General features: G+C 56.4%; 26 protein-coding genes and 1 tRNA gene. 11 read left to right on the top strand and 16 right to left on the bottom strand.

Going from position 1 to position 24,647, the window contains the following annotated elements; translation table 11 throughout:
- Positions 1-72 precede the first annotated feature (72 nt).
- The 4 genes from AUC45_RS10485 to AUC45_RS10500 form a co-directional block, all read right to left on the bottom strand.
- Positions 73-426, bottom strand: coding sequence for a hypothetical protein (locus tag AUC45_RS10485; protein ID WP_067602053.1), 354 nt, complete (start codon positions 424-426; stop codon positions 73-75).
- Positions 427-543: 117 nt separating this feature from the next.
- Positions 544-1,101, bottom strand: a complete 558-nt coding sequence (locus tag AUC45_RS10490) for a thermonuclease family protein (protein ID WP_067602056.1) — start codon at positions 1,099-1,101, stop codon at positions 544-546.
- Between the two features lie 111 nt (positions 1,102-1,212).
- Positions 1,213-1,416 carry a hypothetical protein gene (locus AUC45_RS10495; protein WP_156423821.1) on the bottom strand — a complete coding sequence of 68 codons (204 nt, stop codon included), beginning with the start codon at positions 1,414-1,416 and terminating at the stop codon, positions 1,213-1,215.
- A 163-nt stretch (positions 1,417-1,579) separates the two neighbouring features.
- The gene (locus AUC45_RS10500; protein WP_197409548.1) at positions 1,580-1,906 is read right to left on the bottom strand and encodes a DUF2282 domain-containing protein; all 327 of its coding nucleotides are present in this window, start codon (positions 1,904-1,906) and stop codon (positions 1,580-1,582) included.
- 215 nt (positions 1,907-2,121) lie between these two features.
- On the opposite strand from AUC45_RS10500, the gene argB reads away from it, so the two are divergent.
- The 5 genes from argB (at position 2,122) to AUC45_RS10525 (ending at position 5,785) form a co-directional block, all read left to right on the top strand.
- Positions 2,122-3,030: an acetylglutamate kinase gene (gene argB / locus AUC45_RS10505; protein WP_067602062.1), complete on the top strand. Its 909-nt coding sequence runs from the start codon at positions 2,122-2,124 to the stop codon at positions 3,028-3,030.
- Positions 3,031-3,138: 108 nt separating this feature from the next.
- Positions 3,139-3,429, top strand: a complete 291-nt coding sequence (locus tag AUC45_RS10510; RefSeq protein WP_067602064.1) for a YggT family protein — start codon at positions 3,139-3,141, stop codon at positions 3,427-3,429.
- Positions 3,430-3,437: 8 nt separating this feature from the next.
- Complete coding sequence (folD, locus tag AUC45_RS10515; protein WP_067602067.1) at positions 3,438-4,331, top strand: bifunctional methylenetetrahydrofolate dehydrogenase/methenyltetrahydrofolate cyclohydrolase FolD; 894 nt, start codon at positions 3,438-3,440, stop codon at positions 4,329-4,331.
- Entirely contained in the window at positions 4,328-5,092 is a 765-nt protein-coding gene (locus AUC45_RS10520) for a hypothetical protein (RefSeq protein ID WP_082701084.1), read from the top strand. Before folD ends, AUC45_RS10520 begins: the two co-directional genes overlap by 4 nt.
- A gap of 63 nt (positions 5,093-5,155) precedes the next feature.
- Positions 5,156-5,785, top strand: coding sequence for a MarC family protein (locus tag AUC45_RS10525; protein ID WP_067603814.1), 630 nt, complete (start codon positions 5,156-5,158; stop codon positions 5,783-5,785).
- On the opposite strand, the gene AUC45_RS10530 is transcribed toward AUC45_RS10525, so the two are convergent.
- Together AUC45_RS10530 and AUC45_RS10535 are read right to left on the bottom strand one after the other, a co-directional pair.
- Positions 5,782-6,222: an MAPEG family protein gene (locus tag AUC45_RS10530; protein ID WP_067602070.1), complete on the bottom strand. Its 441-nt coding sequence runs from the start codon at positions 6,220-6,222 to the stop codon at positions 5,782-5,784. The genes AUC45_RS10525 and AUC45_RS10530 overlap by 4 nt on opposite strands.
- Complete coding sequence (locus tag AUC45_RS10535) at positions 6,219-6,863, bottom strand: TetR/AcrR family transcriptional regulator (RefSeq protein ID WP_067602073.1); 645 nt, start codon at positions 6,861-6,863, stop codon at positions 6,219-6,221. The genes AUC45_RS10530 and AUC45_RS10535 overlap by 4 nt, the downstream gene beginning before the upstream one ends.
- A 44-nt stretch (positions 6,864-6,907) precedes the next feature.
- On the opposite strand from AUC45_RS10535, the gene AUC45_RS10540 reads away from it, so the two are divergent.
- Positions 6,908-8,095 (top strand): serine hydrolase, encoded by a 1,188-nt coding sequence (locus tag AUC45_RS10540; RefSeq protein WP_067602076.1) that lies wholly within the window; start codon positions 6,908-6,910, stop codon positions 8,093-8,095.
- A 12-nt stretch (positions 8,096-8,107) separates the two neighbouring features.
- Here AUC45_RS10540 and AUC45_RS10545 read toward each other — a convergent pair whose 3' ends face one another.
- Positions 8,108-8,719, bottom strand: a complete 612-nt coding sequence (locus AUC45_RS10545) for an LON peptidase substrate-binding domain-containing protein (protein WP_067602079.1) — start codon at positions 8,717-8,719, stop codon at positions 8,108-8,110.
- A gap of 20 nt (positions 8,720-8,739) precedes the next feature.
- The gene (locus AUC45_RS10550; RefSeq protein WP_067602082.1) at positions 8,740-9,663 is read right to left on the bottom strand and encodes a tetratricopeptide repeat protein; all 924 of its coding nucleotides are present in this window, start codon (positions 9,661-9,663) and stop codon (positions 8,740-8,742) included.
- A gap of 211 nt (positions 9,664-9,874) precedes the next feature.
- On the opposite strand from AUC45_RS10550, the gene AUC45_RS10555 reads away from it, so the two are divergent.
- A tRNA-Gly gene (locus AUC45_RS10555) sits at positions 9,875-9,949 on the top strand.
- 201 nt (positions 9,950-10,150) lie between these two features.
- A complete protein-coding gene (locus AUC45_RS16110; RefSeq protein WP_067602085.1) occupies positions 10,151-12,340 on the top strand; it encodes a TonB-dependent receptor in 2,190 nt (729 codons plus the stop codon).
- 75 nt (positions 12,341-12,415) lie between these two features.
- On the opposite strand, the gene AUC45_RS10565 is transcribed toward AUC45_RS16110, so the two are convergent.
- The 4 genes from AUC45_RS10565 to dcd form a co-directional block, all read right to left on the bottom strand.
- Positions 12,416-12,661: a hypothetical protein gene (locus AUC45_RS10565; protein ID WP_156423822.1), complete on the bottom strand. Its 246-nt coding sequence runs from the start codon at positions 12,659-12,661 to the stop codon at positions 12,416-12,418.
- 86 nt (positions 12,662-12,747) lie between these two features.
- Positions 12,748-13,935, bottom strand: a complete 1,188-nt coding sequence (locus tag AUC45_RS10570; protein ID WP_067602091.1) for a trans-acting enoyl reductase family protein — start codon at positions 13,933-13,935, stop codon at positions 12,748-12,750.
- A gap of 340 nt (positions 13,936-14,275) precedes the next feature.
- Complete coding sequence (locus tag AUC45_RS10575; protein WP_067602093.1) at positions 14,276-15,328, bottom strand: BLUF domain-containing protein; 1,053 nt, start codon at positions 15,326-15,328, stop codon at positions 14,276-14,278.
- A gap of 259 nt (positions 15,329-15,587) precedes the next feature.
- Entirely contained in the window at positions 15,588-16,142 is a 555-nt protein-coding gene (gene dcd, locus AUC45_RS10580) for a dCTP deaminase (RefSeq protein ID WP_067602095.1), read from the bottom strand.
- Between the two features lie 172 nt (positions 16,143-16,314).
- Between dcd and AUC45_RS10585 the strand changes: the two genes are divergently transcribed.
- Positions 16,315-17,154 (top strand): universal stress protein, encoded by an 840-nt coding sequence (locus AUC45_RS10585; protein ID WP_067602097.1) that lies wholly within the window; start codon positions 16,315-16,317, stop codon positions 17,152-17,154.
- A 19-nt stretch (positions 17,155-17,173) separates the two neighbouring features.
- Here AUC45_RS10585 and AUC45_RS10590 read toward each other — a convergent pair whose 3' ends face one another.
- Positions 17,174-17,716 carry a hypothetical protein gene (locus AUC45_RS10590; RefSeq protein WP_067602100.1) on the bottom strand — a complete coding sequence of 181 codons (543 nt, stop codon included), beginning with the start codon at positions 17,714-17,716 and terminating at the stop codon, positions 17,174-17,176.
- A 38-nt stretch (positions 17,717-17,754) separates the two neighbouring features.
- Positions 17,755-20,874: a bifunctional proline dehydrogenase/L-glutamate gamma-semialdehyde dehydrogenase PutA gene (gene putA / locus AUC45_RS10595; protein ID WP_067602103.1), complete on the bottom strand. Its 3,120-nt coding sequence runs from the start codon at positions 20,872-20,874 to the stop codon at positions 17,755-17,757.
- 184 nt (positions 20,875-21,058) lie between these two features.
- Between putA and AUC45_RS10600 the strand changes: the two genes are divergently transcribed.
- Positions 21,059-21,352 (top strand): YciI family protein, encoded by a 294-nt coding sequence (locus AUC45_RS10600; protein WP_067602105.1) that lies wholly within the window; start codon positions 21,059-21,061, stop codon positions 21,350-21,352.
- Positions 21,353-21,369: 17 nt separating this feature from the next.
- Here the strand turns inward: AUC45_RS10600 and mtnP are convergent, their stop codons facing one another.
- On the bottom strand, positions 21,370-22,236 hold the full coding sequence (mtnP, locus tag AUC45_RS10605; RefSeq protein WP_067602108.1) for an S-methyl-5'-thioadenosine phosphorylase: 867 nt from the start codon (positions 22,234-22,236) through the stop codon (positions 21,370-21,372).
- A gap of 50 nt (positions 22,237-22,286) precedes the next feature.
- The gene (locus tag AUC45_RS10610) at positions 22,287-22,991 is read right to left on the bottom strand and encodes a glutathione S-transferase family protein (RefSeq protein ID WP_067602111.1); all 705 of its coding nucleotides are present in this window, start codon (positions 22,989-22,991) and stop codon (positions 22,287-22,289) included.
- Between the two features lie 207 nt (positions 22,992-23,198).
- On the opposite strand from AUC45_RS10610, the gene AUC45_RS10615 reads away from it, so the two are divergent.
- Positions 23,199-24,626, top strand: coding sequence for an aldehyde dehydrogenase family protein (locus tag AUC45_RS10615; RefSeq protein WP_067602114.1), 1,428 nt, complete (start codon positions 23,199-23,201; stop codon positions 24,624-24,626).
- Positions 24,627-24,647: the final 21 nt, after the last annotated feature.

Raw genomic sequence — 24,647 nt, forward strand, 5'->3', positions numbered from 1 at the left:
AGAAATTCAGGATGCCCGCCGCCAGCGCAAAGATGGCCAAGCGGCGGGTCGATCCAAATTGTGATCGTCGAGTTAGAACAACAGCGTCTTGGGATCGGGCATCGGTTCCTGACGCTGCGCCTTGATAAGGCTCATCACGCTTCGAACGCCGACCCAGATCATGATGACAGGGAACAGCAGAAGCCCGATTAGAACGATCGAGAGAACACCGGCAATAATGCTGGCGGCAAATCCGACCCAGAAGGTCGTGATCAGATAGGTGAAGTGCGACGCGGCCCAATCTTCCCCGTTTTCGCCCTGCCACACATGGGCAAGGACGATGCCAATAAGGCCCGAAATCCCGGTTACAAAGCTGCCCAGATAGAGCAGCGAAATGATGGTTGGCTGATTGAAATCGAAACCTGAATTGGTGGTGGGTTGGTTCATGGCAGATCCCCTGTATTGCCGCGAATTGTACCCACAGACTAAGCAAACAGCGCTGTTGGGCAAGAGTTTTGTGTCTGGGGGCGAAAAACCGGCAGAGACGACCGAAAACTAGGTGCCCTATTTGCACCAATCGAGCGGCTCTGCTCCCCAGCCGCTTTCTGCTGCAAGGCCGCGTCCAATCATTGTCTCGGCAAGGTATTCTGGGGTCCCATTGGGTAAGACCCGCCGCACCGCGCGAAGTTCGCGCCCGTATTGATCATAGGGCGGCTCGTCCGCTCCGTTCCATTCAAATGTCCCGCGGGCCAACCAGTCGCGAAGGGCAATCTGAGCATCCTGCGCTGTCTTGCGCTCCGCAGCGCAAGCACCGTTTAATTCAGGCGCGTCAAACCCTGTCAGGCGAATGCGGCGGCGCGCCTCGCCAAATCCGATGATGATGGTGTCACCGTCCGCAACGCAGCCATAGGCGCTGCTCGATCCATCACCGCAGATAGGGAAGGTCTGATCCACGCTGACCCAACCTTGCTCAGCAGCAATCGGCCTGATGCCATACCACCAGCCCGCCATAACGATCAGGGCAAGCACAGGTACGCGCCACAAAAGCCACCAGGAAAGCAGGCGATTTTTGCTGCGAGATCGGTCGCGTTTGAAACGCGGCTTACGGATGCGTTTGGCCATAGATGAGCGGTCGTCCAATCAGACGAGGTTAGCGCATGGCCAACACCCTGCCCAGCCCGATATGGCCTGCAAAACGCGGGTTTATGAAGGCTCTTTTATGGATGCTGGATTTTATTCCTGCGTATCGCCCCGGCGTCCAAAGCCAGATCGGCGTTCACTCTTGCGGCGATCAGTTCCTGAGCGCCTGTCGCCTTTTCTGCGGTCTTCGCCGTCGAATGTTTCTTGTGATTTGCGCCTGTCGCCTCCGCGGCGGCCTGATGCGTCTTCACTATCGGAATTGGCGTCAAGCGCAGGGTCATTATTCGCGTCGTCCATTAGCAACTCCAGCAGGTTGAACATCGGACCCAGGATGCTGCGCGGTCGGCTTTTTGCACGATCCAGACCGCAGCATGGCGCTGCAAATACACAAAAAACCGCGCAAGGGACACCCCTCGCGCGGTCGCTGTTCATAACGCGCCGATTGGCGGCGTTTGAGGTGTTAGACGTTTTCGGTTTCCTCAAGCGAACCGAAGGAACCATCCGGACGTTCAATTTCAAGGCATGTGCCAGAATCGACGTAAGTCCAGGCATTGCCCTGATAATCGATTACACTGGTGCCGGCACAGCTTGTGCCTGGGCCTGCCGCGCAATCATTTTCGCCTGCTTTTGAAATGCCGAAGCACTTCTCTTTCTCGCCGCCGCCAGCTGCGGCAAGAGCTTCTGCTTCTGTGCCGCCGGCTTGTGACGCTTCGGTTGGGGCTTCCGCGCCGCCTGAACAGGCTGCTGCAAGACCCGCTGCTGCGGCCAGCGCGATGGAATTTTTCATACGAGTGGTGTTCATCATTGTCCTCCGGTCCAAGTGTCTTAGGGGATGCGACCAGCGCATCGACCTTACCGACGATTCGTATCCAATAGGAGTTTGGTTACAGTGCCAAGGGAAAATATGACCAGCCTACTGGGAAAAGGGGCAAAATGCGCAGCACTGGGAGCGACGTTTTGCGAGCTTTGCATGTGCCCTGCGAAGCAGCTAAGCGCTCGGGCATGACTACCGCCCAACCCGATGACGCTGGCGATCCAACCCTTGCCAAGACGCAAGTGCTGATAGAAGCGCTGCCCTATTTTCAGCGCTATGCCGGGCGCACGTTCGTGGTGAAGTATGGCGGCCATGCGATGGGCGATCCCAAGGCAGCGCGCGAATTTGCTGAAGACATTGTCTTGCTGAAAGCCGTCGGCATCAATCCGGTTGTCGTGCACGGAGGCGGGCCGCAGATCGGTGAAATGCTGGCTAAACTTGGCGTTGAAAGCACCTTTGTTGACGGCTTGCGCGTGACTGACGAAGCGACTGCCAAGGTTGCCCAAATGGTTCTGTCCGGCGCGATCAACAAGGACATCGTGAGCTGGCTCGGCAAAGCGGGCGGCAAGGCGATTGGTTTGTCGGGTAAGGATGGCGGCCTTGTCACCGCGCGCAAAGTCAACCGCACGTCGCGCGATCCGGAAAGCGCAATCGAGAAAGTGATCGATCTGGGTTTTGTGGGCGAACCAGCGAGCGTCGATACGAGCGTGCTCGATACGGCTGTTTCAGCAGGAATGATCCCCGTGATTGCGCCGATTGCAAGCGGAGAAGATGGCGCCACCTACAACATCAATGCTGACACGATGGCGGGGGCGATTGCGTCTGCCTTGGGCGCTGCGCGCTTGTTCTTGCTCACCGATGTGGCCGGAGTGCTTGATGGATCGGGAGAACTCATCACGGATTTGACGCCTGCTGATATCGCGCAATTGAAACAGGAAGGCGTTATCAAAGGCGGCATGGTCCCCAAGCTGGAAACATGCGTATCGGCGGTGCAATCGGGCTGCGAAGCCGCGGTCGTACTCGATGGACGGGTGGCCCATGCAATGCTGCTCGAATTCTTCACTGCAAGAGGCGCGGGCACTCTGGTGCGGGCCTGAAGGCGCTGCTACGGACTTGACGAAGCCTTGGGGCGTATTACGTAGATAACACGGTTCGCAGAAAGGCAATTGCCGCATAGACGGTTTAGACCAAGGAAAAACGAATACATGACTGGCCTTGTCGCTTTATATCAGATCATCTCGATGATTGTGAACGTCTTCGTGATGCTCATCATCATACAGTTCGTGATCGGCCTGCTTTTTGCGTTCAACGTTGTGAGCCCTTCGAACCAGTTTTTGATGGCGTTTTACAGTTCGATCAATCGCTTGCTCGATCCGATACTAAGCCCGATCCGGCGGATTATGCCCGATACAGGCGCAATCGATTTCTCGCCTATCGTTCTTATTCTCGCCTTGAACGCGATCCTGATCGTCCTTTCCGCTGTCATAACCGGATAGATTAGCCGATGACCGCCACCCGCATCGACGGCAAAGCGTTTGCCGCAAAACTTCGCGAGCGTGTGGGTGAGCATGCGCTGGAATTTGCAAAGGCTGCTGGGCGCAAGCCGGGGCTCGCCGTGGTGCTGGTGGGCGATGATCCGGCGAGCCAGGTTTATGTCGGCTCCAAGGGCAAGGCGACTGTGGCTGCCAATATGGAAAGCTTCGAGCATCGCCTTCCCGATGACACACCAGAAGCTGATCTGCTCGCGCTGGTCGAACAGCTTAATGAGGACGAGCGCGTTGACGGCATTTTGGTGCAATTGCCTTTGCCCGGTCATCTCGATGAACAATCAATCATCGCCTCGATCAGCCCTGACAAGGACGTCGATGGATTTCACGTGATCAATGCGGGGCGGCTTTCGGTGGGGCAGTCGGGCTTTGTGCCGTGCACGCCGCTTGGCTGCATGATGTTGCTGACCGACAGGCTTGGTGATCTTTCGGGATTGGAAGCGGTGGTGCTTGGCCGATCCAACATTGTAGGAAAACCGATGGCGCAACTCCTACTCGATGCCAACGCCACAGTGACAATCGCACACAGCCGCACACGCGAGGTCGAATCTGTCGTTAAGCGAGCGGACATAGTCGTTGCGGCAGTCGGTCGGCCGGAAATGATCCGCAAGGAATGGCTGAAAGAGGGCGCAACCGTGATCGATGTCGGTATCAACCGCTTGCCCCCCGAACCGGGCAAGGAGAAGGGGCGACTGGTGGGCGATGTTGCTTTTGGTGAGGCGAGCGAAGTCGCCGGTGCAATCACGCCTGTTCCAGGCGGCGTCGGCCCGATGACAATCGCAGTTCTCTTGCGCAACACACTCGTCGCCGCACATCGCAATGCGGGTCTCGATGTACCGGAGGGATTATGAAGGCTGCGGGTTACTGGATCACCATAGGCGTCACCGTGCTTGCGCTTACGGCCTGCTCAAGCGGGCAGCGCCGCGGACCGCCGACTAAGGTGATCAATCAGGCTCTTTCGACAGCGCCTGGAAAAGCCCAGCCCAGCCAGATTGTCGCTCGCGAAATCGAGTATGCGCAGGCAGCAAAGGAACAGGGCCAATTTGTCGCCGCTGAAGACTTTGCAGCCCCCGGCGCGCTGATGCACGTGCGCGGCGGACCGGTGCCGTTTTCGGCGCTAGCAAGTCTGCTTAAGACCGCCGATATTCAGACGCAATGGAAACCGCGCACTGTCGTGATGAGCTGCGATGGCGCGCTCGCGATCAGCCAGGGCCGCTTTGCCGACAAAGATGGCAAGGTTGGCAATTACGTCACCACATGGGTGCGGCAGAGCGATAACAGCTATAAATGGAGCTATGACGTCGCAGGATATGATGATCCGCAGCCACCTCCGCGCCAGGAATTCGAAGACGGTGATATCGTGGTTACCGCGATCGATGCGGTGCAAGGGCTGGTCGCATCATGCCCGCGCGGCGGCGTTGCGCCTCCTCCGCCGCCTGCCATTCCCATTGGAGAAGAAGGCAAAAGCGATGCGCAATTATCCAGCGATGGCACTATGCGCTGGCGCTGGGAGCACGCTGAGGACGGCATGAAGAATGTTGTTGCGGAATATTTCTACGAGGGCCGATGGGTCACGGCAGTCGAAGAAAGCCTTGCACCCATCATCGAATAATGGTGAGGGGCGCGGCGAACCTTTCAACCGTAACCTAGCAATGATCGCCAAGCCTTTATGGTTCTGCCCGAACTCTTCGTCTCTGCCTTTATCACGCTCTTCGTCGTGATTGACCCGCCCGGCTGCGCGCCGATCTACGCCGGGCTGACGAAGAATGCGACCAACGCGCAGGCGCGCAACATGGCGTTACGCGCGACGGCGATTGCAGCAGTGATCCTGTTGATCTTCGCCTTCTTTGGTGAGGCTTTGCTGAGCGCCCTGCACATTGAGCTCGACAGTTTTCGCATCGCAGGTGGGTTGATGCTGTTCTGGATCGCATTTGAAATGGTGTTCGAGAAGCGCACCCAACGCCGAACGGAGCGCGCAGACAAAATCAGTGCCAATCCTGAAGTGGAAGACGTTTCGGTCTTTCCCATGGCGATGCCGATGCTCGCAGGGCCCGGTGCGATTGCTGCCGTCATGCTGCTGATGAATGAGGCAGACACGGCGGCTCAAACACTGGAAGTGTTCGCAGCCCTAGGCCTCGTGCTCGCGATTACGGCTATCGCGCTGATGGCTGCAGGGCCGCTGATCAGGCTGCTGGGGGATAAGGTTGAAGCAGTCATCACCCGGCTGCTCGGTGTGCTGTTGGCGGCTCTTGCCGCGCAGTATGTGCTGGACGGCCTTCGCGGGGCTTTCGGGATTGACGTTTAGGCCATCGGCGCATTCATGAGAGCGCTGGTGATACCCCACGCGCTTGCAAGGGCGACACCCAAGGTTCCAAATGCTCCTAAAGCGCGCATTCCCGCGAAAGCTTTTCTGCCGCCTGTCAAATCCTCACCGTGCGAACCTGCGAGCGAGGAGAAGGCCAATGCATGAAAAATGCGCGCGCCTGCAAAGACTAAACAAAGAGAGAGCACGTAAGCCGTTTGGCCCGACAGCATCTCAAACAGAGCGATAACAACTAAAAACAATCCTGAGTTTTCGGCGAGATTGCCATGCCGGCGCACTTTGCGCTCAAGATCGCGATCATCGCCCACACCGATGAATTGCCCTTTTGAACGGTGCAGCCCGACTGTCAGCATCAACACAACTTGGAGAACGATCAGAAACGCACCAAGGGCTGCGGTGTAAATCGGAAGCTGGGTCATTTCGAGAGTTCCTCAAGCAAGATTGGTGTGTCGGGAAAGCCGATCAATGAGAGCGCCGCGCGTCCTGCATCCAGCACAAGCGATGCATCGCTCGCGAGCCTTGATGACGCATGCGCGCCGTGGAGCAATTGCGTAAGCGTGCGGCCTATCGCCTCGGGGTTCGCATCGCCGCGTGTTTGCTCCATCGCGTCTTTCGCAATCATGGTCATCTGCCGTTCGATCGCATCGAAAATGACCTTGGCCTCTGTGCGGACAGCGGGAAGCTCTTGGCCAAGCTCCAGTGCCAATCCCATCATCGGGCATCCAAACACGTCACCATGCTCATCGCTCATGCAATTGTGCGTGTTGTAAATTGCCCGTATTATGGAGGCGAGGCGAATTTGCGGCGGGACTTGCCGGTCTGAATTCGCCGCAAAAAACATCTCGGTCGCGAAGCTGCCGTGATATTTGACGACAGCGAGAGCGAGATCGCTTTTGTCGGAAAAGTAGCGGTAGACAGTCGCCTTGTTGACGCCAGCCACCTCCGCCACTTGATCAACTGACACCCCATGGAAATTGCGCAACCAGAAGAGCTGTGCGGCAGCCGCCACGATGTTTGCCCGTGTGCGTTCGCCTTTGGTGAGCTGAGCAGCGATATTCATAACTAACCGTGTAGTTACTTTTGGAATCGGCTCAAAGCGTTGTCATGCGACATTTTGTCGCGATAGCTGAGACATTCGATGTTCATCGTAGGCTGATTAGCGAACTTGCGCTTACAGTTTCAGAAAGTAGCAAGGCGACAGTGATGGGCACGATCAAGCAGGCCGGATATGTACGATTTCCGCTTTGGCTTATCTTCGTCCTTTTCATCCTTGCATGCGCAACTGTACATCCCGCGCATTCCCAGAATGGAGAAGAAAAGCCACCTTTGGAACAGCTCACACTGCTCCAACTTGAGACGAAGATTGAAGCTGGCGATCTGGGCAAGATCCGCGCTCTCGCAGCTAGTCAGTCTGGCGAGACAGTCTATCGCAAACGCTTTGGCAAAGGTGAACCCGGCGAAGCGGTTGATATCAAGTCGGCTGGCAAATCGATCACCGCGCTGGCGGTTGGCGCAGCTATTGCCGATGGGGCGCTGCTGGGAACTGACGTGAAGGTGTGGCCCTACCTTGATGCATCGCGAGGGGCTCCATTCGATGACATAACCGTCGCTGACCTGCTCTCCATGTCGTCAGCGCTCGACTGCAATGATTGGGAGCGGCGTTCCCCAGGGCAGGAAGAAAAAATGTATCGGCGCCGAAAGTGGCGCGAATTCGCGCTCGCATTGCCAGACCGCCAGTATATGCGTGACGAGCACGGTATTGGATCCTTCTCCTACTGCACTGCTGGGGTGTTCCTACTGGGCCAAGTGGTTGAGAAGGCGACGGGCGAGACGTTTGATGCCTATGTCCAGCGCCGTCTGTTTGATCCGCTTAACATTGAGGGAGTGGAATGGCGCCGATCCCGCAGCGGCGAAGTGCAGTCGGGAGGGCAACTGACCATTGGTGATGAAGCGCTTATCAAGCTCGGGCAGCTCGTGCTCAATCGGGGGCAGTGGGAGGGCGAGGAGATCGTCCCTGAGCAATGGCTGCGGACAATGCTGGCTTCCAGCCACAAGCTCAGTGAGCATGTGCACTACGGCTATTTGTGGTGGATGATGCCTTTGCAATCATCCCGCGGCTTTGAGGCCGCTTTCATGATGAAGGGCAATGGCGGCAACATCGTTGCTGTCATCCCGACAATGGACGCAGTGTTGGTTGTGCAAGCTGAGAGCTACAACAAGCGCGATGCTGACCGGCATTCCTTCATGGCACTTACTGCGATGCTCAAAAGCCTACCGGTGCCTGAAGAGTGATCCCATTCAGATCTATTGCAGAGTCATGATCTCTTCGCCGCCATCGCGGCGGCCAAAGAACTGCATCAATTGAACCAGCAATTCGCAGCGGTCAGACAGGGTAGGCGCTTCGAGAAGAGCCTGTTTTGATGCGGGATCAAATGGGGCGATTTGCGATACGCCATTAATCAGTGAGTGGTCATCGAGCCGCTCAACCGAGTCCCAATCAACCTTGTAACCTTGCGCATCGGCAAATGCTCGCGCTTCAGCTTCGAAACCGCCGCGTTGGGCGTGACTCAGAGTTTCGTCTTCATCTTCGTCAATGAGATCCGCCTCCACTTGGCGAAAGGCACTGTTGACGTCCAATTCCCGCAGGATCCTAAAGCGCTGCTCACCATCAAGGATGAGGTTGTAACGGCCATCTTCCATTGCTTCGACTTCGCCAATCCGGCCCACACAACCGACCGTGTAAAGGGGGGCGCCATCCACCGGTTGTTGCGGCTGGACCATCGCAATGCGCCGATCGCGCACCAGTGCATCCCCGACGAGCGCGCGATATCGCGGCTCAAAGATGTGAAGCGGCAATTGCAGACCGGGGAACAGTACAGCGCCGGTCAGTGGAAAGATGGAGAGACGGGTGGACATAACTTGTCTGAGCTTTGCCCTTATCCGAACAGGATCTTTGACAGTCGGCGGCGGGTTGCAACGACCCACTCATCCTCAAGACCTGTTGCCTCGAAAATCTGCAGAAGCTTGGTCCGTGCAGCCCCCTCATCCCATTCGCGATCCTTTGCAATCATGGAAAGCAGCGTATCTGCAGCCTCATCACGTTGGCCGCTGGCAAAAGCAGCTTCGGCATAAGCGAATTGCGCGTCCATATCATCAGGTGCGGCGTCTGCAGCGGCTTTGAGTCCAGCGAGCTCGCTGTCGTCGACCTGCGTGCCCGCAAGTTCGAGCGCGCTCTTGGCAGCAGCGATAGCCGGGTCGTTCGCAAGCTTAGGATTCGCCTCGATTGCAGTGAGTACCTGGCGCGCTTCGTCAATCTGGTCCAATTTGACTAGCGCGCGCACAAGACCGGAATGGGCAGGGGCATTGTCGGTTGCAAACTCGGTTACCTGGGCGAAAATCCCAGCGGCGCGCTGCGCATCACCTTCGCTCAGCGCGTCCTCACCCAGCTTCAAAAACTGCTCGATCTCTTCGGCCGAAGGACCTTGAGGCGCACCATCCGCGCCCGCTTGCACCGGCAATTGCTCGAGCAGCTGATCAAGCATTTGTTTGAACTGCGATTCGCCGCGTGCATTGGTCAGATCGGCGACAGGCTGACCCTGAAACATGGCGTAAACAGTCGGGATCGACTTGACCTGAAATTGGCCAGCAATGAATTGCTCTTCATCGACATTCAGCTTTGCCAGGATCACGCCCTTGTCGGCATATTCCGCGCAGACCTTCTCGAGCATCGGTGCCAGCGCCTTGCAGGGTCCGCACCATTCCGCCCAAAAATCAAGGATGACCAGCTTGCTCTGGGAGGGTTCGACAACGTCTTTGCGAAACCGCTCAACCGCCTTTTGTTCGTCCATGTTGAGACCCATGCTCGCCAATTGTCATGCTCCTGAAGAATGATGATCAAAGTCACCTGCCAATGTGGGGTGTTTGCAGGCTTTGTGAAGCGCGCATTTTTGCTGGCGCTTTGCGCGGGTATGATCAAGCGATATTTAGACTTGAAAGGTGCGCAAGGCGCTGTTAATTGCGCGCCTCCCCGGCAGAGATCAGCGGTATCGCGTCTCTGTGTGGCGTCAGTGAGCGGGCGTAGCTCAGGGGTAGAGCACAACCTTGCCAAGGTTGGGGTCGGGCGTTCGAATCGCCTCGCCCGCTCCATTTTCACCCAGACTTAGCGATGCGACTTGCGGGTGATCCAAGCCTGCCTGTGCGGCCTGTGTCTTTCCTGCCGCACCGCATTGATAATCACCCACTACTTCAAGCGTTTCGTCGAACTAGGCTGCCAAGAGGGCTTGCAGTCTTACCTTCGGCTGCTACGGAAAATGATACGTTATTACATAAATCAAATAGGCAAGTTCCATGAAAACGCTGACCTCGCGACTCGCGCTCACTACCGCATTGACCTTTGTAATTGGCACTGCGCCCGCGTTGGCACAGTCGACATCGCAAACCTCTGAGGCCGATGGCTCTCAAAACGACAGCGCTGCGGGCGACGATGATGAGGGTGATCCGCATTATCGTGGCGGCAAGGATATCATTGTTAGTGCCGAGGGGCTCGAACAGCTGGATTTCCTAGCGGGTAAAGCTGTGGTCAACGCCGCTGACATTCAGCGCAATCTCAACGGACAGATTGGCGAAGTTCTTGCCAAGCTTCCCGGTGTTTCCGCCAGCAGTTTCGCGCCGGGCGCATCCCGACCGATCTTGCGCGGTTTCGATGGAGAGCGTGTGCGCGTTCTTATCGATGGCTTGGGAACGGCCGACGTATCGAACACCTCTGCCGATCACGCGGTCTCGATCGACCCACTGACCGCCCAGCGCATCGAAGTGCTGCGCGGTCCGGCTTCGCTTCTCTATGGCAGCCAGGCCATCGGCGGTGTTGTCAACGTCATCGACAAACGCATCCCATATGCCGTGCCAGATGAGGATTTTCACCTCGACGCTCTCGTAGCAGCGGACACGGCTACCGATCTTCTCACGGCAGGGGCATCACTCGATGTGCCCGTTGGCGAAAACTTCGTTGTCCATGTTGATGGCAGTTGGCGAGACACAGGTAATGTCGAAATTCCTGGGTTCCAACTCAGCGATGAGCTTCGGGCTGACATTCTTGCTGGCGCAGATGAAGAAGAAGCCGAAGGTGAATTCGAAGAGGCTGAGGAGCTCCGCGAAACGGCAAACCAGCGCGGCTTTCTCCCTAACAGCGGCACCGAAACCTGGACCGTCAATGGCGGCTTCACCGCGTTTCTGGGTGAGCACAGCATTGGGGCATCGGTGGGCTACTACGACACCTTTTATGGCCTGATCGGAAGGCCCGGCGCTGAACATGCGCATGGCGAAGAAGGGGAAGGTGAAGAAGAGGAGGAGGAAGGCGAAGAAATCGTCTCCATTGGTCTCGAGCAATGGCGCGCTGACATGCGTGCGCAGATTGCGCTTGGCGACGGATTCTTCTCTAAATTGAACGTGCGTGCAGGGTACTCCGATTACACTCACACCGAATTTGAAGGCGAAGAAGTCGGAACGGTGTTTGACACCGAGAGCTTCGAAGCGCGCGCTGAGCTCATTCAAAGCTCCGGCGGCGTGATTGGTGCGCAGTACACGGCTCGCGATTTCTCTGCGATTGGCGAAGAAGCATTCGTTCCGCCCAATTTCACCCGTCAGATTGCGCTTTTCACGGCGCAGGAATTTGATCTTAACGGCATCCAGATCGAAGCCGCGGGCCGCTATGAAAACGTCGATGTGGAATCGGATGTACTCGGCCTTGAGCGCAATTTTGACCTATTCTCCGGTGCCTTGTCGGCCATTCTGGTAACGGATGGCGGAACGCGCTTCGGTCTAACCGGCTCCCGAGCAGAACGCGCCCCTGCCGGTGAAGAACTGTTCGCAAATGGTCCGCATATCGCAACACAGGCCTTCGAATTTGGCGATCCCGATCTCGACGTCGAAAGCGCTTGGGGTTTGGAGGCCTTTGTCAACGCTGGTTTTGGCAAGACGCAGCTAAATGTCGCGGTCTTCTATCAGTCCTTTGACGACTTCATTTTCCTTTCCCCAACGGGCGAGGAAGAGGACGATCTGCCCGTCTTTGTGTTCCTGCAAGAGGACGCCACGTTCTTCGGATTTGAAGCTGATCTTCTTGTTCCGATTGTCGATAATGGCGAATTTACTCTCGATGCTGATTTGCGCGCGGAATACGTTTCGGCTGATCTAAACGGCGATCCGGCGACAGGCGGCATTGATGGCAATGTTCCGCGCATTCCGCCTGTGAGCCTCCTCGGCGCGCTCGATGCGGGGATCGGAGCCTTTGACGTTCGCGGCGAAGTCGAATGGTTTGCAAGCCAGAATGACGTTGCCGAGTTTGAGGCCGAAACGGATTCGTTCACCCTTGTCAATCTCGCGGTTGCCTGGCGGCCCATCCCTTCAAACCAGTCCGTCACTCTCATGCTCAATGCCGATAACCTGTTCGATGTGACGGGGCGGCGGCATTCGAGCTTCACAAAAGATTTCGTAACGCTGCCCGGAAGGAACTTTCGCGCAAGTGTGCGTGTAAGTTTCTAAAACACGTTACGATCACCGTTCCCTAGCGACCCGGGAACTGGGCGGCCATTCGTTCGCGGATGGTCGCCCTCTTTTTTACAGGTAAGCGCCGCCTCTGAAGATCAAGAGTGTCTCGGCAGACAGGCAATAGCCGAACAAGGTGATCGCGATGCAGACCGATTTGGGGTTAGTGAGCCTCACGCCTTCTCCAGGTCTTAGCTTCGGGAAGATGTGGCGAAGCACCAACACCGTGTCCCGCGCGTGACTAACAAGCCACGCAGCGCTTAGCAGGCTGCCGCATGTGAACAGGAATACCAAGAATTGCAGCTGGGCGATGGTCACGGGACGGCTCCTTTTTCTATCCCATCCCATGATTTCAAACTGCCCAGCTGCGCAACTGTTCCCTCTACCCAAGCTTGAACTTGATACTAGTTTTCCAAAGCAAAGGTCAGTTCGGCGTGTTCCTGTAGCCGATCGACCAAAGCTTCTCCCAGGAATGATCCTGGTGTTCCGACACCGCCTTCTGCATCGCTCGCCAGCAAGGCCATGCCCGTTTCGGCAATCATTCGGCTGGTCGAGCCATAGCCTGGATCGTACTTGCCTTTGACGCCGTAATGCAGCTTCTCGCCATCTGGGCCGTCCGCCACAAACAGCACATCATAAAAGCCATTTTCACGCTCTGCTTTCGATGGGCCTTCACCGGGTTTCGGCGGTCTTGCGCCAAACGGATTCTTCATCATTTCCGCCGCTGCTTCGGCCATTTTCTTGCCCGCATCGCCGGGGCTCGTGAGCATCATCTCATCGTACTTGAAATCCTCACCGTAAGGATGGCCGAGCAGGAAGTTCGTGCGGTGTACGTTCTTGGTGTTGATCGGCGCCATGACGAACGGCGCGGCCCATTTGTCGAGATCGCTCTCATATTGCGGCACCATGCCCGTCGGCTGGCTTGGTCCGCTAAAGCCGGGCGTCAGCGCGAACGGGCTTGCCAGTGTCTTGAAGATCGAAGGGTTCTTTGCTGCCGCTTTCATAGTCGCGGTAAGGCTCGCGGCGGTCCCGCCAGAAAATGTCCCAGCCATCGCGCGCACACGTCCCCGGATCCGTTTCGAAGGCTCGCCAAAGCGTTCTTTTGCAGCCTTCTGCGTCATCATCACGCCGAGATCGAAGGGAATGGAATCGAACCCGCTTGAGAAACAGATTCGCGCGCCTGATGCCTTTGCCGCTTCGTGGTGCTCGGCAATCTTGTCCGCCATCCAGGCGGGTTCCCCGCACAGATCGGCATAGTCGGTGCCAGTGGTGACGCAGGCCTGCACCAGTTTATCGCCGTAAAGCTGATATGGCCCAACCGTCGTCAACACTACACGCGTGCGCTCACACATCGCTTCAAGGTCGGCGAGATCATCGGCATTCGCCACAACCAGCGGCGTATCGGCAGGAGCGCCGATTTCATCGCGCACCGCCTCAAGCTTGTCCTGAGACCGCCCCGCCATCGCCCACTTCGGCGCATTATCCGATGAACCATAGTGCTCGCTCAGATATTCAGCGACGAGGCGCCCGGTGTATCCAGTCGCGCCAAAAACGATGATGTCAAACTCGCGATTTTCCTTGGTCTTGGCCATTCAGTCTCTCCTTTGCCGCCCGCAATGGGCCGCTGCGCTCACAGAGTCAAAGTGCTTACGAGCTTGATCGGTGCCATGCGCCCTATGCGTGACATACTTTACGTATCTCCAGCTCGGGGCTTCGATAAATACCGCACGAAAAACTCTTGAAAAGCTTCCAGCAACACAAGCGATCACATTTTTCGATTTGGCAAAACGAATGCCCTAGCGGGAGACAAATAGCGCGATTCCAATCGGCATTTGCGAGTCCGACTTTTGCTGGGTGCAAAACGATTGAGCGCATGCGTTTTGGTGGGATTCTTGGTGTCGCTCTATGTGCGTGAGTCTGTCTTGTGCCCAGCTACTTCCGCCTGGGTTCTTGGCGTTTCTGCCGGATCAGTTCGGCTATTTGAATGCTCGATCCGGCAGCAGTTTTGCGCGCGACATCTGCGCCCACATTTTCTGCTGTTGCCGCTGCATCGGCAAACAGACGTCCTCCAACGGATACCACCGCCAGGTTATCGGGTGCTGCAAAGCGGCTGCGTTCTACCGTTTGGCGCAGATGCTCAAGTTGCTTTTTTCGGGAAAGTGCATCCGACATGCCGATATCGACAGCGTCTGGTTGCTGCGCTGACAACTGGTTTGCAAGAGCCTGATTGCTGTCAGGGAAAGTCATATCCACCTGCCAGCCTGCGTCTGTAAAGAGATCCGCCAATAGCGAAGTCCCCAAGGCATGCGGTTCCCCAGGAGCGGTGGCCAACAGAATTCTGTAACGGCTTTTCTGCCCTGAACGCTTATGGCGGACAGCGTGGCCCGCGAGTTGCAGCATGCTGAGCCCGATTGTTACATCAAGCTCGGAACAATCATCGGATAACCAGGCATCGCCCAATGCGCGTGCGGTAGGTTCAATCAACTGCGCGATGATTGCATCGCCATCCCAACCACTTTGTGAGAGCGATGCGATCAAAGCGTTGATCGCAATGTCGTCACCATTGAGAACGAGCTCCATCAATTTTGGTACTTGCGACGTGAGAGCATGCTCCGCTCTCGCGCGCCTTATTGATGGATCAGTTTCAGAATCGCCATGATAGCTTAGTAAGTCCCAGGCGCCAAAGAGCCTTGCCGGGATCAAGTGCTCGCTTAAAACCTCAATGTCGGTATGCCGTTCATCGGACCGGATCGAAGACCATACTTGCTGCAGCTTTGCTGGTGGCCCTTCGAGAGTCTGAAAGTAGCGGCCGTTTTCGTAAAGCAGCATTCCCGTGACACCGAGCGTGTGATTGCGTGCCTGCGCCTTGAGGGAAAGCTCGCGCAAATCAGCTGCAGTTGGCCTTACGGTTGCCCTACTCTGATATGTCAGGCTGCTCGTCCAATCGGTTGGGCCGACATTTGAATTTTCGATCTGCTTTGGCACACAAGCCTCCCAGCAAGTTGTGGGATGCTTCAAACAGGAAGCAGATTCTGAACGCGATGGCACGAATGAGGCGCATATACGTACCATCATCTTTAGGCCTCAAGGCCCAGCAGTGTTCAAGAATTGATCGAAGTCGACTCGACGACCGTTCCACACCTTTCCAAAAAATCCCGCGCAGAAAGCTACGTCAGCCTCAATAGGTGTCAACCGGCAATGATGGCTTACGCCATCACCGAATTGCAGGTCTCATAGAAGCCCGTTAAAGCCGCGGCAGGGTGACGCCCTTTTGGCCCATATATTTGCCCGCCCTATCGGCATAGGTAACTTCGGGCCGTTCGTTGCCTTTCAGGAACAGGAACTGGCAAGCGCCTTCGTTGGCGTAGATTTTGGCGGGCAAGGGCGTCGTGTTGGAAAATTCCAAAGTCACGTGGCCCTCCCAACCCGGTTCAAGAGGCGTGACATTTACGATGATCCCACAGCGCGCATAAGTGCTCTTTCCAAGGCAGATCACCAGCACATCATCGGGGATACGGAAGTACTCGACGGTTCGGGCGAGCGCAAAGGAGTTGGGCGGGATCACGCACACATCCTGTTCCCGATCGACAAAGCTGTTCGAAGCGAAGTCTTTGGGGTCCACCACGGCGCTGTCGACATTGGTGAAGATCTTGAATTCCGGCGCCACGCGCGCGTCATAGCCGAATGATGACACGCCATAGGAGATGACGCCTTCGCGACGCTGAGCCTCAACGAACGGCTCAATCATGCCGTGGTTCTGAGCCTGTTCGCGAATCCATTTGTCAGAAAGAATTGTCATGGCGGTTTGATTCCGGAACTACGCGCGCGGGGCAAGAAGCAGGGGCAGGTTTTTCTGCACAGTCTTGCTGTACAGGTGTAAAGGGCACCATCAGCTTGACGCGATTGCTCCGGTTTTCCTTGATACCGTCAAGTCAAACATGATAATGCGTCGCAAATGAAAGAGGGATCTTATGACCACCACCATTTGCGTCGCCACTGACTTTAGTGCCCGGGCTGATCGGGCAATTGATCGTGCTCTTTTGATCGGAGAGCAGACTGGCGCGAAAGTCCGCGTTGTCCATGCGCTTGATTACATTGAAGCGGATAATGCTGATTGGGCAAAACTCGATCGCAAGATGCGCGAATGCATTGGTGATGCGACATGTGAGACCGAATTTGCCTATCCCGAAGGGGCTTTGGCGCATGCCATCTCCAAAGATTGCAAAGACCAATGCGCAGACATGCTGCTCGTCGGCCCGGCTCGGTACAACTCGATCGGTGACTACTTTCTCGGAACGGCGGTTGATTATGTCCTGCGGAAGATCGAGAGCCCGGTTATCGTCGTCAAACAGCGCGCGCGATCGCCCTATCGGCACTTGATCGCCGGCACCGATTTCTCGGCAAACTCGCGCTATGCGATCCTTGAGGCTGCCAAGCGTTTTCCAAATGCCCAACTGCACGTAGCGCATGGGTGGCGAGTGCCGTTCCAAGGCTTTCAGCGCGACACCTACGTGCGCGAAGAAATCGAAGAAGATGCGCGATCGGCGATGGAAGCGTTCATGGCGGATCTTGCCAAGGCTAACCCCGCACTTGCCAACGCGACATCAAACGTAGCCAAAGGCAACGCGTATGAAGTCATGGCGCGTGAATTCGATGCGTACTGCGATATCGGCGGTGAAGGCTTGGTTGTCGTGGGGAGCCACGGCGAAAGCGGGTTCCGTCAGGCCGCCCTTGGCAGCCAGACCAGCGACATGCTGCGGTATTTGCAGAACGATGTGATGGTGGTGAATACCAAAGCCGCTGAAAGCTAATCAGCCAAAGCCAGCTTCCCTATTTGATGGTTTTCGCACCAAGCTTAGGGTTCAACGATGTGATATGGTTGAGCCACTTCTTGGGCCTGCGAAGCATCTTGTCAGGGTATTCGATTTTCAGCCCGACGATCTCAGCCATGCGCCCGACGAAGTGAATGCAATTGCGCTTATCAAGATCGTAAAACTTACCCGGCGCATTCTTCCATTTATTCATCTCAGCAACAATCTGGCGGTATTGAGCATCTGTCAGAGTGAGTGAGAAATGGCGGTTGGTTTTTTTAAGGTATTTCGGCTTTTCAATGCTGATGTCGTGGTAAACTGGCCCATTCAGGATTGCTGGCGACACTTTTTTAGCCGTGAAGCCGTAATTCTCACTGATTGTCTCGCCCGTGCTTTCAAGCGTTCCTTCGAGCACGATAAAGGCATGAGGATAGCGACCAAAAAGCACCGATCCATTGAAGCTGTGGAAGTGGATTTTAACAGCAGCAAAGGCAGTCCCGCTCCAGCAAAGCGCGAAAAGTGTGGCAAGAAGGGTGGTGATACTATTGAGGCGACGGATCATGCTGCAAGGTCTATCGCGAGCGTTTTGCCTCGCCAAGCCTAACTTGCGAGCAGGCTCGCATTGCCCCCTGCGGCTGTTGTATCGACACAACTGACGCGCTCTGTCGCAAAGCGTGCAAGGTAATGCGGACCGCCCGCTTTCGGACCAGTGCCCGATAGACCTTCACCGCCAAACGGCTGACTTTCAACAATGGCGCCGATCTGGTTTCGATTGACATAGAAATTGCCGACCCGCGCGCGGGCCTGCACAAATCGGCGAGTTGCCGCGATGCGGCTATGAAGGCCCAGCGTCAGTCCATATCCGGTGGCGTTGATATCTTCGACCACTTGTCCAAGCGCCTCTGCTTCAAATCGCACCACATGAAGAACTGGGCCAAAATTCTCGCGCTTCAAATCGAGAATGCTGTCAATCTCGATGATAGTCGGCGAAACAAAACAGCCATCAGTTGGAAGATTGTCGTGTTCCCAGATTGTGCGACCACTTTGTTTGCGGCGCGCGATGTGCCGGTCTAGAGCCGCTTTTGCGTCCTCATCAATCACCGGCCCGACATCCGTTGAAAGATGCGCCGGATCGCCAACGCTCAACGCTTCAAACCCGCCGCGGATCATCTCCAGCATTTCATCATAAACATCGTCCTGCAGGTATAGGACCCGCAGAGCCGAGCAGCGCTGGCCCGCTGATTGGAAAGCGCTCGCTAAAGCATCGCGCACGACCTGCTCGGGCAGAGCCGAGCTGTCGACAATCATCGCGTTCTGTCCGCCGGTCTCTGCAATGAGTGTTGCAATCGGCCCGTCGCGCGCAGCCAGTGTCTGGTTGATGAGGCGTGCGGTCTCGGTCGATCCGGTAAAGGCGACGCCCGCAAGATGCGGATTTGACGTAATCATCTGCCCCACATCGCCAGCACCGGGGAGCAATTGCAGCGCCTCTGGCGGGATGCCGGCCTTGTGGCACAGCTCGACCGCAAAGGCCGCGATCAGTGGGGTTTGTTCCGCTGGTTTGGTCACGACTGTGTTCCCGGCGGCCAAAGCTGCCGACATCATCCCGGTGAAAATTGCGAGCGGGAAATTCCACGGCGATATCGTCGCAAACACGCCGCGTCCGTGGAGGCTCAGTGTGTTTTCCTCTCCAGTTGGTCCGGGAAGCGTGATTGGCTCTGCAAACTGCCGCCGCGCTTCGGATGCATAATAGCGCAGGAAATCAACCGCTTCCCGAACTTCAGCAACGCCATCGAGCAGTGTCTTGCCCGCTTCGCGCTGGCACAGTGAGAGGAATTCCGCCGTGTGCTCTTCGTACAGATTGGCCACTTCTTCGAGTAGAAGCGCGCGTTTTTCGCCGCCCAATGCATCCCATCCCGGTTGTATTGCGGCAGCGCGGGCGAAGGCTGCGTCAACCTCTTCAGCGGTTGCATCGCGGCGAGTGCCTAGCTCAGCATTCCGATCATGGGGCATGGTGATTGGCGCGGTTTCGCCAGCTTCATCTCCCGGGAAAGTTGGCGCGGCGTTCCAATGCTTGTCGGCGAGCTTATCCAGCTTTGCCTGTAGCGGTCCAAATGTGAGTGGATCGGAAAGATCGACACCAGCGCTGTTAAGGCGTCCGCCAAAATCCGCTCCGAATATGTTGCGCGGCAGCGGGATAACTGGATTGCGCCGGGGGGAAAGGGCGGCCAATTCTGCCACCGGATCGCCCACCAATTCCTGTGCGGGAACATCCGCATCGCCCATGCGATTGACGAAGCTGGTATTCGCTCCGTTTTCAAGCAGGCGTCGCACGAGATAGGCGAGCAATTCCTTGTGCCCGCCAACCGGCGCGTAAATGCGAACTGGGGTGGCGGCATTGCCTTCGATCTTGCGAAGCGCGTCGTAAACCTCTTCGCCCATTCCGTGTAGGCGCTGGAACTCAAATGCGCGCCCCTGGCTCATCTCTTTGACGGCTGCGATAGTGTAGGCATTGTGCGTCGCGAAGGCTGGGTGGATGACGTCGTCATGTTCGAACAGTCTGGCAGCGCAGGCGAGGTAGGACACGTCGGTTGCGACTTTGCGCGTGAAGACGGGATAATCGGTGAAGCCGCCAACTTGGCTAAGCTTTATTTCCGCATCCCAATATGCGCCTTTGACCAGTCTGACGAACAGCTTGCGGCCATGTCGGCGAGCAAGCTTCGCGACCCAATCGCACAAAGGCACACCGCGTTTTTGATAGGCTTGGAGCGCTAGGCCAAAGCCTTCCCAGTGCGACCCGTCATCGCGCATGAACAGAGCATCATCCGCGACAAGCGTCTCAATGATATCAAGCGACAACTCCAGCCGCTCAGCCTCTTCCGCATCAATCGTGAAATGGATGTTCGCATCGCGCGCCTTCTCAGCAAGTGCGCGCACTATCGGCACGATATCGGTGTGCGCCTGATCTGCGTGGAGATAAGTGTATTTGGGATGCAGAGCCGACAGTTTGACAGAAATGCCCGGCGAAGGACCGATGCCGCCCGATGCTTCTTTTGCTAGCCGATCAATCGCGCTGTCATAGGCCACGCGGTAACGCTCCGCATCTGCGAAAGTCATGGCCGCTTCACCAAGCATATCGAACGAATGCGTCAGACCTTTTGCGCGCTCCGGACTTGCTCGTTTAAGCGCTTCGTTGATCGTGCGGCCATAGACGAACTGCCCACCCAGAATACGCATCGCCTGCAATGTCGCGGTGCGGATGACAGGTTCACCCATCCGATTCATCGCCCGCTTCAACGCTGGCCCCATGCCTTTTTGATGGACTTCGGGTTGTTCAAGGACTTCGCCCGTCAACATCAGTGAAAAAGTCGCCGCGTTGACGAAAGTCGATGAGCTTTCGCCGAGATGCTCTCCCCAATCGATATCGCCTATCTTGTCGCGGATAAGCGCATCGGCGGTTTCGTGATCGGGCACGCGCAAAAGGGCTTCGGCCATGCACATCAGCGCAATGCCTTCTTCTGTGTCGAGCCCGAATTGCTGGAGAAAGGCGTCGATCCCGCTCGCCTTCTGCTTTCGTGCGCCGTGGATCAGATCAATCGCGAGCGACGCCGCATTTTCCGCTACGCGCCGCGCCGGGGCAGCCTGTTCCAACCGTTCTGCAATGCACGCTTCTTCTTCTGCGCGGTAGGCAAGGCGCAAAGATGTGCGGTCAATCTGGTGCATGGAGCCGGGCGGCAAATCGGGCGTGGTCACGTATGGTTTGATCCTTGGTTGAGCGACTCGGTTAGTTTCACCTGATACTTGCTCCTCGCTGCAAAGCGGATCAAGTCATCTCAACAGGTTGATAGCCTCGCCTTCGCTGCCTAGGTGATGGACTGAGGATGGCGCGAAGGAGCGACTGCAGGTCATGGCCCTATTCTGCTTTTACTGCCGCGATGGCGAGAACAGCGAGAAACTGCGCGCGATGCATCTCGAAGAGCAGCGCAAATGGATGAGCGAGCACGATGAGAACTATCTCGCTGCAGGCCCGCTCACCAATGCCAAGGGAGAATTCGTCGGCTCACTTCTCATCATCGATGCAGAAGATGAGGCAGCCGCAAGGGCCACGGTGAATGACGATCCGTATCTTGTCGGCGGGGTGTGGCAGTCGATCCGCGTCGACCGGTTCGAGCCGGTGAAGGGCCGCTGGAAAGACCGGTAGTTCGGTCGCCGGCTAACTTAACCCAATATCCGCCCAGCAACCGCATCGAGCCTCGCCATTATCTCGGGCTCTTGCTCGTCGGGCGCTGTTATCACCGCGTCATCAAGCGCTGTGTCAATGGGTGATGCTTTGCGCTTCTTTGGCAGGCTACCCACGAATTTCGCCACCATTTCACGCGCCAATTGGCCGTTATCTTTCATCTGCGCGACCACTTGCGCGACATCGACGGCTTCGCCTTCACGCCAGCAATCGTAATCGGTCACCATGCCGATCAGAGAATAGGGCAGCTCAGCTTCGCGGGCGAGGCGGGCCTCTGGCATGGCTGTCATCCCGATAATGTCCGCGCCCCATTGGCGGTACATTCTGCTTTCCGCCCGGGTTGAGAATTGCGGTCCTTCAATCGCGATGTAGGTCGCGCCGGTTGCCACTTTGCCCTTGCAGGCGGTGATGGCTTTGGCGGCCATTTCGGACAGGCGAGAGCAAACGGGATCAGCCATTGAGACATGGGTGACATATCCGCTTGAAAAGAAGCTCGATGGGCGAGCTGTCGTGCGATCTATGAATTGCTCGGCAATCGCAAAGCGCCCCGGCTCGATGGCTTCGCGCAAAGAGCCAACGGCGGATATCGCGAGGATATCAGTACAGCCGGCGCGTTTGAGAGCATCGATATTGGCGCGCGAATTGAGCTCGCTCGGCGCTATCGGGTGACCCCTGCCGTGGCGCGGCAGGAAGCGGACTTTCACCCCGTTGAGGGTCCCGCAAAGGATTTCATCGGAAGGGTCGCCCCAAGGCGTTTCAATCGCGATCCATTGCTCATCCTCCAGCCCCTCTATGTCATAGAGGCCAGAACCGCCGATAATCCCGATGCACCATTCGCTCGCCATGTTCGCCGTGTGCCTTCAATCCGTATCGATTGCGTAAATTCACGTGCGCCTTAGGTCAGGTCAAAGCGCTCGGGCAAGGCTTTGCGGATAAACCTTTCTGCTTTGCCAAAAGGTTCGGCGATGGAAGGCCGCTCGCTCATCATGTCGAAATGCGCTTTGAAATTGGCCCATTTATCGAGCGGTGTGTTGGCGACAAGCTGGGCTTGCATGAAGCAGCAAGTAACCGAGATATCCGCAATCGAAAGGCTATCGCCCGCAAAATATTGCGTGTCGCTGAGCGCGCTATCGAGGTGGTCGAGAATGGCTGGCATATCATCAGCCCAGGTCGAGCGAGCCTTGGCGAGATCGGGTTCCTTCCCTTGCATCAACGCAAAGAAGATCGGACGGAATATTCCCAGACCCACACCAGCAGCCAGAGCAGTATCGGCGTACTCTTCGAGAAACAGGGCTCGTCCGTGGGCGAAGGGTTCAGTTGGATAGAGCGGAGGCGATGGATGCTTCTTTTCAATGTATCCGCAAATTGCGCTTGAATCTGCAATCGTGCCGTCACGTCCTTCCGATGCGGTTGAACGATCTCTCATCACAGGGATCCGCTTCATTGGAGAAATCTCGAGAAACCATTCGGGCGGATTGAACACATCGACCGCCTCGATTTCGAAGGGCACGTCCTTCTCAAGACAAAGGCCTGCAACTTTGCGCACGAAAGGCGAAACGGGGCTGCCATAAAAAACGAGATCGGGCGTGGTGTCTGACATGGTTTGATGGCTCCTTACGCGTCGCTCCATACGCGCGCTGGCCAATAGCGCAACTGACAGGTGCGACTTGCCGCGAAGCTGCTATACTGGACCGCATACTGGCGTTGCCTTTTGGATCGTGACACGCCACTTTCGAAAACAGAATTCGAATCCCTACTGATGCCGCTCGTGTGCGGCAGCACGAAATTGAAAGAGAGAGGAACACCCATGGTCACTCAATACAAAAACCTCATCAATGGTGAGATGGTTGAAACCAGCGAATGGCTGGACGTCGTCAATCCTGCGACCGAAGAAGTGATTGGGCAGGTTCCCGCCTGCGGACAGGCCGAGCTCGACAAAGCCGTCGCCGCCGCACGCGCCGCTTTCCAAACTTGGAAGAAATCGTCCTACGCCGAGCGCAGCGCTGCCCTGAAAGCCATTTCCAAAACTATCGCGGACAATTCCGAGGAGCTCTATCGCTTGCTCACGAGCGAGCAGGGCAAACCGCACGCTCAGGCCAAGCAAGAAATCATGGGCGCCTCTTTCATGATGGCCGCGCAATCCGATCTCGTACTTGAAGATGAGCTCGTGAAGGATGATGAGAAAGAGAACATTCGCACCCGCCGGGTGCCCGTTGGCGTTGTGGGCGGCATCGTGCCGTGGAATTTCCCTGTTTCGATGGCAGTCCAGAAAATCGGCCCGGCACTGCTTTCAGGCTGCACCATCATCCTGAAGCCTTCGCCATTCACTCCGCTTACAACTCTGCGCCTCGCAGAGTTGATCGCCGATGTTGTGCCAGCAGGCACCGTCAATATCATTACCGGTGAAGACAGCCTCGGGCCGCTGATCACGGCGCATCCCGATATCGACAAGATCACATTCACCGGTTCAACTGCGACCGGCAAGAAGATCATGGAAGGTGCGAGCGCAGATCTTAAGCGCATCACGTTGGAGCTCGGCGGAAATGATGCGAGTATCGTTATGCCCGATGCCGATCCAAAGAAGGTTGCAGAGCAATTGTTCTGGTCAAGCTTCTCCAACGCAGGCCAGATCTGCGTTGCGGCAAAGCGCGTTTATATCCACGAAGACATCTATGACGAGCTGTCTCAGGCGATCGCGGACTACGCCAAGAACGTCGTCGTGGGCGACGGGGCAGAACAGGGTACAGGTGTCGGCCCAATCCAGAACAAGAAGCAATATGATCGCGTGCTGGAGCTGATCCAGGATGCGAAGGACAATGGCTATAAGTTTTTGCTGGGCGGGGACTCCGATCCGTCTGGAACAGGCTATTTCGTGCCGCTGACCATTCTCGACAATCCGCCCGAAGACGCGCGTATTGTCGCTGAAGAGCAATTTGGCCCGGTTATGCCGCTCATGAAATTCTCCTCAGAGGAAGAAGTCATCGAGCGCGCAAACAATTCCGATTACGGCCTTGCGGGCGCGGTCTGGTCGGCTGACGAAGCCAAGGCTGTTGAAATTGCTGAAAAACTCGAAACGGGCACAGTCTGGGTCAACCAGTTCCTGAAGCTCACACCTCACACACCTTTTGCCGGACACAAACAGTCGGGTTTTGGTGCGGAATATGGCATTGAGGGACTAAAGGAATTTACCTATCCTCAAGTAATTATGGTGAATAAACAAAACGTTCCGGCATAGTACGTCGATAATCATTTCGAA

Source organism: Erythrobacter sp. YT30 (assembly GCF_001542875.1).
Classification (GTDB): Bacteria; Pseudomonadota; Alphaproteobacteria; order Sphingomonadales; family Sphingomonadaceae; genus Erythrobacter.